The following is a 13,290-nucleotide window of genomic DNA, read 5'->3' on the forward strand; positions in this document are numbered from 1 at the left end:
ATTTACATAAACAATAGAAAATGATAACTATAATCCAAATATTTGGTGTATACCTCTTTGCATAAATGATATAACATAGTATACTAAATGATAATAGTAAATCTAAATTGAAGGTGATTGTATGGCAGATAGTTCAATATCGCTTAAACCGAGATACGAGCAAATGTATTTAACGTTACGTAATCGTTTTCATTCAGGCGAATATACAATAGGGGATAAGATTCCATCTGAGAAAGAATTGATGGAACAATTCGAAGTAAGCCGGATCACTTCGAAGAAAGCGTTAGATATGTTAGTGCAAGATGGATATATTGTACGGCAACCCGGTAGAGGTTCTTTTGTTATCTATAATGGGGATCAACTCGAAGTCATAGAAACAGAAGATGGAGACAAATATGATGCTCCAAGCAGACCACGTACCGATCGTAATCAGATTGTACTTGGGCTGATTATGGAAGATTTTAGCGATAGTTATGGTAAAGAAATGCTGGTCGAAATGGAAAGAACTGCGCAAAAAATGGGTGTATATTTGATGTTACGGCTTTCTTTTTCACAGACCGATATCGAAGAAAATGCGATACGAATGTTGAGAGATTATGGAGTTGATGGATTGATTATTTATCCGACACGCGGGCAAATATTTAATTCAGAGATCTTAAAATTGGTAATAGATCGCTTTCCGCATGTACTGGTCGATCGCTATGTCAAAGGGATTGATTCGACGTCGATTAGCACGGATAATGTAGCCGCAGCAAGCCTGGGTACACATTACTTGTTGGATCAAGGACATCGTCATATCGCGTTATTAACGTCCAAAGTAACCGATAATGTAGCGATTGAAGAACGAATCGAAGGATTTGTACAAGCCCATGCGGAACGTGGTGTGGTACTGGATCGCTCATCGTGGTTAACCGATATGTATTGGAATAGTAATCAAGAAGAAGATGAGCAAGTGCTTGTTCAACATAATGTAGATATGATCCAGCAGATGATCGAAGCACATCCGCAGATCACAGCATTATTTGCGATGCAGTATGAACTAGCATTATTCGCCAAAGAAGCGATCGAACATATGGGACTGCATATCCCACAGGACATTTCAATTATTTGTTTTGATAGTCCGCAGGCAAGTGCAGCGTTATATCCATTTACACATATGCAACAAGATCAACAATCATTGGGCAGATTAGCGATAGAAAATGTACTTGCGCTGATCGAAGGTGCATCATTGCCTAGCAAAATTTCGTTACAAGCAAACTTGATTCATGGACATTCTGTTGCGGAAGCGTCTGTTCATTCATAAGTAATCTTAGCCAAAGATGTATCTTGCTTATTAAGAAGATACATCTTTTTTGCATAGATATACATTGGGTATACTTAATATTTTTCTTTAATAACATAATATAATGTATTGACATGTTAATAAGGTGTGATTTATTATATAGCTATAAATGTAAGCGCTTAATAAGAGGGGGATTGCAATGAATGATATCGGAAATGGTGTGTTACCATTCTCTGTTCAACAATTGATAGCAGATGTACAAGCTCATCTTACAGAACGTCCCAAGCTCGCACGTATGTTCAATAACTGTATCAGTAATACACTAACGACTACGCTCAAGCCTTTAGAAGATGGAACTGTATTTGTAATCACTGGAGATATTCCTGCAATGTGGTTACGGGATTCAGCCGCGCAAGTTAGACCTTATCTTATCCTTGCTAATGAAGATGGAGAATTAAGTGATCTAGTAGCCAATGTAGTCAGACGACAAGTACATTATATTCAGCTTGACCCTTACGCAAATGCTTTTAATGAAGCAGAGAATGGCAATGGACATCAAGACGATAAGACTGATATGAGCAAATGGATCTGGGAACGCAAATATGAGATCGATTCGCTATGTTATCCGATTCAGTTAGCTTATCTATTATGGCGGACTACAGGAAGAACTGATCATTTGGATGAACATTTCCGCAAAGCCTGTCATATTATTATGACATTATGGCGTACTGAGCAGAAGCATAATGAACATTCACCGTATACGTTTGAACGAACCGATTGTCCGGTATCCGATACGCTCCCTTATGAAGGCAAAGGAACTCCGGTTGGCTTTACAGGGATGACATGGTCAGGATTTCGACCGAGTGATGATGCTTGTGAGTACGGATATTTGATTCCTTCGAATATGTTTGCTGTAGTGGTATTAGGTTATATGGAGCAGATCGCAAGAGAAGTGTATCAAGATGAAGAATGGATTTCTCAAGCTTCTCTATTAAAAGCACAAATTCAAGCAGGTATTGAGGAATATGGTATTGTAGATCATCCTGAATTTGGACGGATATATGCTTACGAGACCGATGGATTAGGCAATTATAATCTGATGGATGATGCTAATGTACCCAGTCTACTTTCGCTTCCTTATCTAGGTTATTGCACGCTAGATGATCCATTGTATCAAAATACTAGAAAGTTTATACTCAGTCAGCACAATCCTTATTATTATAGCGGTACAGCAGCTCAAGGGATTGGTAGTCCTCACACCCCTCCTCAATATATATGGCATATTTCGTTAGCTATGCAAGCTTTGACATCCCAACATCAGTCAGAAATTCTATCTTTGTTACACACTTTGGAAAATACCGATGCAGATACTGATTTTCTTCATGAAGGCTTTCATATGGATCGACCGGAAGAATATACGCGTGAATGGTTTTCATGGGCTAATTCGTTATTCAGTGAACTGATTTTGACATACTGTGGTTATACAGTTCCCAGCGGTAAAATTCAATCGTCATAAGCTTGTGCAGTAATAGCTATTACGTCATACCGAGTAAATAACACCTTAGATGTCACATGATGTTGTACCCAGAATTAACGATAAGGGAGCGATAACGATGGCAAAAGGCAAACGTAAATGGATAGCAGGGTTATTGGTTAGTTTGACTGTATTAACAGCAGCATGTTCGAATAACAGCGCAGGAACGAGTGCTTCTGGAGGAGATTCATCGAACAAAATCGTCAAAGTAGCTTATGGAAAATGGAATGAAACAGATAACTGGGGAAAATGGTTAACCAGTGTCAAAACAGAATTTGAGAAAGCGCATCCAGGTGTCACTGTTGAATTACAACCGATCCAAGGAGCACAATATGCGACCAAAATTCCATTATTGATGTCTGATCCAAGTACAGCTCCTGAAGTACTGGCTGAAGATTCTTTTATGATCAATGCAGATAGTGAAGCAGGATATTTGGAACCGCTTAAAGTAGATAGCTGGTCAGATTGGAGTAATTTTAACGAAGCTATCAAAGCCGCGGCAAAAGGAAAAGATGACAAAACGTATGGCATCCCTTTCTCTACAGATGTACGTGGATTGTATTACAACAAAGAACTATTTAAAAAAGCAGGCTTACCAGTTCCATGGCAACCTAAAAACTGGCAAGATATTTTAACTGCTTCCCAGACGATTCATGAGAAATTACCAGATATTATTCCATTCTGGATGAATTCCGGTAAAGCAGGTCAAGAAGCGACAACGATGCAGACGTTTGAAATGTTATTATACGGCACAGAAAATCCGCTATATGAAAATGGCAAATGGATTACACAAAGTCCGGGAATCCTGAGCTCGCTTAACTTTATCAACAATATTTATTCTAATGGCTTCGGGCCACCATTATCTCAAGTGTTGACTGCACAAGCAGGTCAAGTATTAGAAACAGACTTGATGCCGAATCAAAAAGTTGCGATTGCGCTTAATGGTAACTGGTTGACAGGGACATGGGCATCTTCAGGTAGCAAACCATGGCCAGAAGCGTTAGACGTCTATGATTTTGTCAAAATGCCAACAGAAAATGGACAAGCACCTGGATTCACTTCTATGTCTGGTGGCTGGACACTTGCTGTAGGTGCTAAATCTGTAGAAAAAGAATTAGGTTGGGAATTTATTCAACTGGCTGTCAATGAAAAACACAATAAAGAATTTGCGATGTTAGATGGGGCATTAACACCTCGCCTTGACGTAGCGAAAGACAAAGAATATAGCGAACAACCGGGTACATTGTATGCCAAAGCGGCTGATTTTATAACTTATACTCATGTTCGTCCAAGTACAGCCGATTATCCTGTCGTCTCTACGGCTATTCAAGAAATGGTGGAAAAAGTAGTCACTAAAGGGGCGAGCCCTCAAGACGCAATGACCCAATATGCGCAAAGTGTACAGCGTAGTGTGGGTGCAGATAAAACAGAGACCAAGTAAAGGAAGAGCATCGTTCAATCTATGATTGGTAGATAAGGTTGAGTAGAGGCGGGATCTAGCGTCGATCAGCCTTATCTGCTCGTCAGGATTGTCCGGTAAAGGAGGGTTCCAGATGGAAGTGTCACATCCGCGTGTGTCCAAACCCAAACGCCATGGAAGTGGTGAGCAATGGCGGGCAGCTTTATTTTTATCCCCTAGCTGGTTGCTATTGTTACTGTTCTTTTTTGTTCCAACGATTTTGACATTTTATTTTGCTTTTACCAATATGGCACTTACCGGTGCAACAGCAGCCAAAACAGAATTTATTGGGTTTGAGAACTTTAAATATATGTTTCAGGATGCTAACTTTCGTACGTCCGTATGGAATACATTAATTTTCTTAATCTTTTCAGCAGTGATCGGGCAACAAGTGATGGGCTTTATTATCGCTGTAATGATGAACGGTCGCAAACAATGGTTCCGCAGTGTCATTGGTTCGATCGTGATTGCAGGTTGGGTAGCTCCAGAAGTGGTATGTGCGTTTGTATGGTTTGCCTTTTTAAACGATACAGGAACCGTCAATACTGTTATTGAATCGCTTGGCATGAAGCCGATAGCCTGGTTGTATACTTTTCCAATGGTGTCTGTCATTATCGCTAATATCTGGCATGGTACAGCCTTTTCGATGATGGTGTTTCAGGCGGCACTAGGAGATGTACCAAAAGAAGTTGAAGAATCGGCCATGATTGATGGTGCTTCAGCATGGCAACGGATGATTCGAATTACGTTACCGATGATTATGGGCTCAGTCACTACGAATATGGTATTGGTGACACTACAGACGCTCGGTTCATTTACATTAATCTATGCGTTAACCGGTGGTGGACCTGGGATGGCGACTGAGACATTGCCTATCTATATGTATCATCAAGCTTTTGTAAATTATCAATTAGGTTATGGTACAGCGATCTCACTAATGTTGTTAGTGATCGGTATTGTCGCCAGTCTGTTGTATATGCGCATGTTGAAAGTGAAGTTATAAAGGAGGAGAGACCATGAGCAGTCTAAATCTCGGTAAACGGCGTCGGATGAATCGCTTTGTCGTTGCACGTACGTTGCCTTATATTATTCTCTCTCTAATCGGTATGTTATTTTTATTACCTTTATTATGGTTGTTATTTGCATCACTCGATCAAAATGCGACACTAGCTCTCAAGCTTCCAAGTGCATTTACATTGGATAATTACGTCTCTACTGTTACCAATACCGATAACCAGAAATCGTTTGGGAATGGATTGATATTGGCTGTCGGTCAGGCACTGCTTGTAGTAGTCGTAGCAGGGCTTGCTTCTTATCCATTGTCTCGCTATCAACTCAAGTATAAACGTTCATTTATGTATATCATTTTATTTGCTACAGGCTTGCCAATTACAGCCGTTATGGTGCCTGTTTACCAATTTTTTATCTATTTCCGTATGCAGGATTCGCTCTTTTTTACCGTACTGTTTTTGACCGCTTCGGCACTTCCTTATTCGATCTGGATGATGAAGAACTTTATGGATTCGGTTCCGCTTGAATTGGAAGAAGCGGCATGGGTAGATGGTGCTTCGATCTGGACGACATTGCGATTGGTTATTGTACCGTTAATGTTACCAGGTATTTTTACTGTAGGCATCTTTGCTTTTGCAGGCAGTTGGGGCAACTTTTTGGTACCGTTTATTTTGTTACAAAGTCCGGATAAATTACCTGCCGCAGTAACGATTTATCAATATTTTGGGCAAAATGGTCTGGTGCAATACGGTACACTTGCTTCGTTTTCAATTATTTATACGATTCCAGCAGTGGCATTATATATTATCGGACAGCGTTATATGTCGCAAGGATTTAGCTTTGGCGGTGCGAATAAAGGTTGATCTCCATATGCTCTAATGTATTCAATTCATGTGTTAAAAAGAGTGATGATAGTTTGTAGATCATTGCTCTTTTTTTTGATTTGTTGCTCTATATCGAAAATTGTTGTCAGTTTACATAAAATTTACTGAAATCACTTGGTACAATAGAAGGAGTATTGTATGATATAGGTTGTGAAATCATCCTAATACTTATGAATGGACAAGGTGAATAAATATAATGAAACCAATAGATTTGCAATATAAGATGCCTGCGGAATGGGAACAACATGAACGTACATTATTATCTTGGCCGATTATGGATTCGATGGTCTATCCTGATGATTATGCTACTGTATGTGATGGATATGAAGAATTAGTGAGTGCGATTGCTGAATTTGAGCCAGTTACACTGGTTGTGAATCCAGATGATGTAGACAATGTCAGCAAACGTTTTGTAGGTCAAGCGGTAGACTTTTTGCCACTTGCACATAATGATGCTTGGTTACGTGACAATGGCCCGACGATCGTTGTTAATGACAAAGGTGAACGTGCAGGGATCAACTGGCACTTCAATGCTTGGGGTGGTAAATACGAGCCTTGGGATCTGGACGATGCAGTAGCTCCGGCGATTCTCAAACACTTGAATATTCGTCAATTCGATGCACCACTTGTGCTTGAAGGCGGTTCGATTCATGTAGATGGTGAAGGCACTATGCTGACAACTGAAGAATGTCTGCTTAACACGAACCGTAACCCTGATCTATCTCGCGCAGAGATTGAACAGCATGTCAAAGATTTTACTAATGTAGAACAAATAATCTGGCTCAATCGTGGACTAGCTGGCGATGAAACAGATGGTCATGTTGATAATGTCGCTTGTTTTGCAGCTCCTGGTAAAGTGATTATTCAAGTGTGTCACGATCCTGCCGATGATAATTATGAGATTACGCAAGAAAATCTACGTATCTTAAATGATGCTGTCGATGCCAAAGGACGCAAATTAGAAATTATCGAGATTCAGCAACCACCTATGGTGATGCATGGTGAGCAACGTTTGACACTAAGCTATTTGAATTTCTATTTCGTCAATGGTGGTATTATTTTACCGGTATTCGGCGGTACAGCAGAAGAAGCAGATCAACATGCGATGAATGTATTGCAAGACACTTTCCCTGATCGCAAAATTCATGCCATCAATGGTATGGCTGTGATTCGCGAAGGTGGTAACGTCCACTGCACAACGCAACAAATTCCTGCTCAAGCTTAATATAGACCTACATGACCTTACTATAGAAAGGATGATAACAACATCATGAGAAATGTAAAAGTAGCGGCTACTCAAATGAGCTGTACGTGGGATATCGACGACAACATCCGCAAAGCAGACAAATTGGTTCGTGAAGCGGCGGCGCAAGGAGCGCAAATTATTTTGCTACAAGAATTATTCGAGACTCCATATTTCTGTCAGAAAGAAAAAGCAGAATATTATCAATATGCAACTGAATTGGAGCAAAACAAAGCGATCAATCATTTCCGTCTAGTGGCGAAAGAATTAGATGTGGTGTTGCCAATTAGCTTTTATGAAAAGAAAAATTATGCGCGTTATAATTCACTAGCTGTGATCGATGCAGACGGTGAGATTCTTGGTAAATACCGCAAAAGTCATATACCAGACGGCCCGGGGTATGAAGAGAAATTTTACTTTAATCCAGGAGATACAGGGTTCAAAGTATGGGATACCAAATATGCCAAAATCGGCGTCGGGATCTGCTGGGATCAATGGTACCCTGAAGCGGCACGCTGTATGGCATTGATGGGTGCAGAATTGTTATTTTACCCGACAGCTATCGGTTCTGAGCCACAAGATACATCGATCGATTCCAAAGATCACTGGCAAGCATGTATGCTCGGTCATGCTGGAGCGAACTTGATTCCTGTGATCGCTTCAAACCGAATTGGCAAAGAAGAAGACGAAGATTCTTCGATCAACTTCTATGGTTCTTCATTTATTGCAGGCGCTCAAGGTAACAAAATTCAAGAAGCTGATCGGAACAGTGAAGGGGTATTAGTCGCTGAATTTGATCTGGATCAATTGGAAACGCAACGTCTAGAATGGGGCATTTTCCGTGATCGTCGTCCTGAATTGTACGGTATCATCGGTACGTATGATGGTGAGAAAAAAGTTTGATTCACCTATAGATCTAGTGATATACAGCATAATCGAAAAGCAACTCAAGCTTTTAACTCAAAAAACACTTTGTTATCTTTCGAGATAATAAGGTGTTTTTTTAGGTTCTATCTTTGCTGAGGTTACATACGTTTTTGGAGAGATAGCATACATTATCGTTATTCTGTTCAGTCTATGTGCTAAGTCATGTGATATGTATGAATTGTTCTTAATGGTTCAATAACGGTTAATACTACATTAAAGTATTAACAGACTGCTAAGGAGGATGACAGATGACTACTAAACGCCACATTACACTCAAAGACGGAACAGTTTTACCTGCAATCGGACAAGGAACATGGAATATGGGCGACGATTCTTCTCGTAGACAAGAGGAGATCGATGCGTTGAAATATGGAGTAGAATTAGGCATGACGGTGATCGATACCGCAGAAATGTATGGAGAAGGACGTTCAGAATTGCTTGTAGGTGAAGCGATTCAAGGGATGAGAGATCAAGTGTTTCTGGTCTCCAAAGTCTATCCTCATAATGCAGGTGGAGATTCCTTGATCCGTAGCTGTGAAAATAGTCTGAATCGATTGGGAACCGACGTGTTAGACTTGTATTTACTTCATTGGCGTGGACGTATTCCTTTGGAAGAAACGATCAAAGGGATGGAAAAATTGGTACAAGAAGGTAAGATTCGTCGCTGGGGTGTATCGAATTTGGATACAAAAGATATGCAGGAAATGATGAAATTACCTAATAGCGACCATTGTGCAACCAATCAAGTATTATATCATCTGGGATCACGCGGTATAGAAGTGGATTTGTTACCATGGCAAAAAGAACAAGGGATGCCGATTATGGCGTACTCTCCACTAGCACAAGCAGGATCGTTACGAAGCGAACTCACCACAGATGCGACCGTACAACAGATTGCCGAGCAACATGGCGTGCATCCTTTCCAAGTGTTGCTGGCATGGTGTATTCGTGATGGCAATGTACTAGCGATTCCCAAAGCATCCAGCCGTAGTCATGTAGAAAGTAACGCTCAAGCCGCCGAACTGGTATTAAGTGAAGCAGAAATCGCTCAATTGGATCAAGCTTTCCCTGCTCCAGATCACAAAGTACCATTGGATATTATTTGATATGTACCACTATCGGTTCACCAGTAGCTGGAAGATGGAGACGACTAGAGAGCAATTGTGGGAACTTGTGGATCATTTTGAAGATATCGATTTCTGGCAAGGGGTAAGCTTTGCGAAAGTGAAGCAAACTGGAGATACCAATGGAGTTGGCGATGAGTACGAATGTACTTTTCGAACGAAAATGTTATTCAAACTCAAAATTCTGCTAAAAGTAGCTGATAAAAGCAAACCCAATCAGTTTAAATTAATGGTAGAAGGCCCGCTAGCTGGCGAAGGAACTTGTTATTTGGAAGAATTAGATCATGGACAGGCGACACTGATTCGTTGTGTCTGGGAAGTCCGTTTAGATCACTCTATGTTGCGAATGAGCAATCCAGTTATGCGCCCTGTCTATGTATGGAGTCATAATAAAGTGATGGATGAAGGGGTAGCAGGAGTAGGTCGACATTTGCAAGCCCGCGTATCTGAAGCTTCTCATATTACCAAAATATATCGTTAATACATCGCTGATGATCAGGCAACAATTTTTACACAGGGGGCATCATTATGGGGAAATATGAGTTCACCGAAAGCTGGTTACTGGAAGCAAGCACGCATGAAGTGTGGGATTTGATTAAAGATTTTGAAAAATTGCATTGCTGGCAAGGCGTGTCATTTCAGCGGTTGCAAGAAGGTGCCAGTAAAAATGGAATAGGCGATAAATATAGAATGAATATGAGAACCAAGCTCTGGTATACAATTTCGCTTGATTTTGTAGTCACTGAAAAGCAAGAACAGACGCTGATATGTCTGGAAGCTTATGGTGATCTTAGTGGTCAAGGGATATTTCGGTTACAAGAAAGTGGAGCGTATACTCGCTTGGATTACGATTGGCAAGTACACACCAACAAACCATGGATGCAGCGCTGGGAACCGTTGTTGCGTCCTCTTTTTATCTGGAATCATAATCGTGTGATGGGGGAAGCGGTGCGAGGTATATCTAATCAATTGGGCGCGCGTCTGGTATAAATGAGAATCTGTGAATCATGATTTTGGATTTGCAGACAATACATATAAGTAAAAAAGAATAATTATGTCACTTGTTGAATAACGTTTTTAAGATAATTTTTATTTTAACCATTTATTCATGAATTGCTTATCATATAAGGTTTAACTTAGAAATAAGCGGGTAAGTTGTAGATAAGCAATACACACAGGAATCAAATGAAATGAACGTATATATTGAATAGGATGAAGGAGGAAATGAAAATGACTGGAAGAAAAGCGTTATGGAGTGCTATTGGAATGGGTGCAGCGTACCTTATGCGTAACAAAAGTGCACGTGATAAAGTGATTTCTCAAGTTCGTCGTGTAGCAACGTCGATGCGTGATAAGAAAAATGGTAATTCATCCAACACAACGAACAATAACTATTAATAGATTAGATCATAAAAAGACAGCTCAAACGTCTACAACGTATGCTTTATACGAGGTGGGCGTTTTTTTATTGACAAATACCAAGTTATCAGATAGGATTTAAAAATAAACCGACTGACGAGTCAATCAAGGGGTTGATCGTATCGATCATACAACGTTAAGTTCTCGTGAACAGGATGCGATAGAGAAGCGTGAAAAGTTAATGCAGATTGCCCTCAAGCAATTTGTTGATGCTGGTTATCATGCAACTAAAGTGTCTGATATTGTTGCAGAAGCAGGGGTAGCGCAAGGAACGTTTTACTGGTATTTCAAAAGCAAAGAAAGTATAGCACTTCAAATTATAGAGCAAGGTAGACAGCAGTTATTGGAAGTGATTGGTGTAGGTTACCGTACCCATTCAGGTACTGCGGATGATATGGTGCAAGCTTCGGAGAAATTGTTATATCGATTATTTCAATTTGCCGAGCAACACACTCATTTGATGCGCATGTTGCTTGATGGCACAGGATTTAGCGAAGCAGTACGGGAACAGATTATGCTTACCCGTTCACAGATGGAGCAAGGATTTGTGCAAAATATTCAGCGGGCGATAGAGTTAGAGATGTTACCTGTACATACGGAAGCATCTGTACGGGCAGCTTTTCTAATGAGTCTGATCGAAGGGGTAATTGTACGCTGGTTGTTCAGTTCAGGTACAAGTGCATCTTCTTCAGGGCTGGTGAATCATACTGCTGAACAATTGGCAAAAGAAACAGCACGTTTTGAATTTTATGGTCTGCTGGGCAGAACCGATTAAAGGAGAATGTAATAATGAAATCATTACGTCGTACGTCTACACCGATCGTTTTGGCAATGTTACTTATGGTGGTAGTGGTATTGAGTGCTTGCGGTAATGCTGCTCCACGTTCTACAGCTACTGATCCAGCGAGCAATACCAGTGCAGAGACTACAGCTACCGCTACTTCAGGTAATACACTGGAAGCGATCAAATCTGCTGGTGTACTGAAAGTCGGATTAATGGGCACATATGCACCTTATAATTTTTTGAATGCAAATAAAGAAGTAGACGGATTCGATGCAGATATCGCCAAAGAAGTAGCCAAGCGTCTAGGCGTCAAAGCTGAATTTACAACACAAGCTTTTTCAGGATTGATTCCAAGTCTACAAGCAGGCAAGTTCGATGCGATTATCAGTCAGGTCACAATTACAGACGAACGTAAACAACAATTGGATTTCTCTGATCCGTATATTACTAATCAGGTCAAAATTATCGTGAATGCCAACAATACAGATATTACAAAGCTAGCTGATTTTAAAGATAAAAATATTGGCGTAGGTCTGGGAACAAATGATGAGACCTACCTACGTACAGAAGTATTGCCACAAGTCGGTAACTTTAATATCAAAACGTATAACGATGTAATTACTTCTTTACAAGATTTGAATGTAGGTCGTATTGATGCCACGATCAACAATATCTATGCTCTCAAACCTATCGTTGAAGAAAATGGATTCAAAATCAAAGCTGTCGGTGATGCAATCAAATCCGACCAAGCTGGTATTGCGATTCGTAAAGATAATCCTGACCTTTTAAAAGCACTGAACAAAGCGTTAACAGATATGAAAGCAGACGGTACGTACGAGACTATTTTTGTAAAATGGTTCGGTGAAAAGCCTGCTGCTGAATAATAACAATTATCAAAGCTTGATCAGGACTGCGTTCACTACGGTGCGCAGTCTTCTGTTTTACCATGATCAAGAGAGGAGACTATAGATATGCAATTAGTATGGGATAACCTCCCTTTTCTTTTAAAAGGTGCAGGTTATACATTGTTGATTACGATCATATCCATGTTTTTCGGATTGATTATCGGGGTAATCGTAGCGATTGCACGTATGCAAGGCAACCGTCCGATTCGCTGGATTGCCCGGTTTTATGTATCTATTATTCGAGGGACGCCGGTGCTTGTACAGCTAGTGATCGTGTATTACGGGCTGACTGATTATGGAATTACACTGGATGCGATTCCTGCCGCTTGTATTGCTTTGAGTATCAATATTGGTGCGTATTTATCAGAGACTTTTCGCGGAGCGATTCTTTCAATTCCAAAAGGGCAGACCGAAGCGGCTTATGCAACAGGGATGACATCAGCACAGACGATGTGGCGTATTATTTTACCACAAGCGGCACGTACAGCGATTCCACCGATGGGAAATACATTTATCGGTATGCTTAAAGAAACATCATTGGTATCGGTTATTACGGTCACCGATCTATTACGATCTGCTGATTTGTTGATTGCTCAATATTATGTATATATGCCTTTTTATATTGGAATTGCGATCATGTACTGGATTATGAGTACGATATTCTCGACGATTTTGGAACGTATTGAACGACGATTGGCTAAAGCATACTAAAACGAAT

Annotated in this window: 14 protein-coding genes; all 14 read left to right on the top strand. The window is 40.4% G+C overall.

Annotation, left to right across the window (positions count from 1 at the left end; genetic code table 11):
- The first annotated feature begins 121 nt into the window (after positions 1 to 121).
- The 14 genes from QCD85_RS13780 (at position 122) to QCD85_RS13845 (ending at position 13,283) form a co-directional block, all read left to right on the top strand.
- Positions 122 to 1,303 carry a GntR family transcriptional regulator gene (locus QCD85_RS13780; RefSeq protein ID WP_274171206.1) on the top strand — a complete coding sequence of 394 codons (1,182 nt, stop codon included), beginning with the start codon at positions 122 to 124 and terminating at the stop codon, positions 1,301 to 1,303.
- Positions 1,304 to 1,481: 178 nt separating this feature from the next.
- Positions 1,482 to 2,798 (top strand): glycoside hydrolase family 125 protein, encoded by a 1,317-nt coding sequence (locus QCD85_RS13785; protein ID WP_301262972.1) that lies wholly within the window; start codon positions 1,482 to 1,484, stop codon positions 2,796 to 2,798.
- Between the two features lie 97 nt (positions 2,799 to 2,895).
- Positions 2,896 to 4,257, top strand: coding sequence for an extracellular solute-binding protein (locus tag QCD85_RS13790; protein ID WP_301262973.1), 1,362 nt, complete (start codon positions 2,896 to 2,898; stop codon positions 4,255 to 4,257).
- Between the two features lie 112 nt (positions 4,258 to 4,369).
- Positions 4,370 to 5,278, top strand: a complete 909-nt coding sequence (locus QCD85_RS13795; protein WP_273614540.1) for a carbohydrate ABC transporter permease — start codon at positions 4,370 to 4,372, stop codon at positions 5,276 to 5,278.
- A gap of 13 nt (positions 5,279 to 5,291) precedes the next feature.
- Complete coding sequence (locus tag QCD85_RS13800; protein WP_373462021.1) at positions 5,292 to 6,149, top strand: carbohydrate ABC transporter permease; 858 nt, start codon at positions 5,292 to 5,294, stop codon at positions 6,147 to 6,149.
- A 217-nt stretch (positions 6,150 to 6,366) separates the two neighbouring features.
- Positions 6,367 to 7,395 (top strand): agmatine deiminase family protein, encoded by a 1,029-nt coding sequence (locus QCD85_RS13805; protein WP_301262974.1) that lies wholly within the window; start codon positions 6,367 to 6,369, stop codon positions 7,393 to 7,395.
- A gap of 45 nt (positions 7,396 to 7,440) precedes the next feature.
- Entirely contained in the window at positions 7,441 to 8,316 is an 876-nt protein-coding gene (aguB, locus tag QCD85_RS13810; protein ID WP_273614542.1) for an N-carbamoylputrescine amidase, read from the top strand.
- Positions 8,317 to 8,588: 272 nt separating this feature from the next.
- On the top strand, positions 8,589 to 9,446 hold the full coding sequence (locus tag QCD85_RS13815; RefSeq protein WP_273614543.1) for an aldo/keto reductase: 858 nt from the start codon (positions 8,589 to 8,591) through the stop codon (positions 9,444 to 9,446).
- 34 nt (positions 9,447 to 9,480) lie between these two features.
- Positions 9,481 to 9,945, top strand: coding sequence for a hypothetical protein (locus QCD85_RS13820; protein ID WP_301262975.1), 465 nt, complete (start codon positions 9,481 to 9,483; stop codon positions 9,943 to 9,945).
- Positions 9,946 to 9,992: 47 nt separating this feature from the next.
- Positions 9,993 to 10,454, top strand: a complete 462-nt coding sequence (locus QCD85_RS13825) for a hypothetical protein (RefSeq protein WP_273614545.1) — start codon at positions 9,993 to 9,995, stop codon at positions 10,452 to 10,454.
- A gap of 240 nt (positions 10,455 to 10,694) precedes the next feature.
- Positions 10,695 to 10,862 carry a hypothetical protein gene (locus tag QCD85_RS13830; RefSeq protein WP_273614547.1) on the top strand — a complete coding sequence of 56 codons (168 nt, stop codon included), beginning with the start codon at positions 10,695 to 10,697 and terminating at the stop codon, positions 10,860 to 10,862.
- A gap of 202 nt (positions 10,863 to 11,064) precedes the next feature.
- A complete protein-coding gene (locus QCD85_RS13835) occupies positions 11,065 to 11,658 on the top strand; it encodes a TetR/AcrR family transcriptional regulator (protein ID WP_273614548.1) in 594 nt (197 codons plus the stop codon).
- A 14-nt stretch (positions 11,659 to 11,672) separates the two neighbouring features.
- The gene (locus QCD85_RS13840; protein ID WP_274171196.1) at positions 11,673 to 12,551 is read left to right on the top strand and encodes a substrate-binding periplasmic protein; all 879 of its coding nucleotides are present in this window, start codon (positions 11,673 to 11,675) and stop codon (positions 12,549 to 12,551) included.
- A gap of 87 nt (positions 12,552 to 12,638) precedes the next feature.
- Positions 12,639 to 13,283 (top strand): amino acid ABC transporter permease, encoded by a 645-nt coding sequence (locus tag QCD85_RS13845; protein ID WP_273614550.1) that lies wholly within the window; start codon positions 12,639 to 12,641, stop codon positions 13,281 to 13,283.
- Positions 13,284 to 13,290 lie beyond the last annotated feature (7 nt).

This window comes from Paenibacillus sp. PsM32, assembly GCF_030433815.1.
Taxonomy (GTDB): Bacteria; Bacillota; Bacilli; order Paenibacillales; family Paenibacillaceae; genus Saccharibacillus; species Saccharibacillus kyungheensis.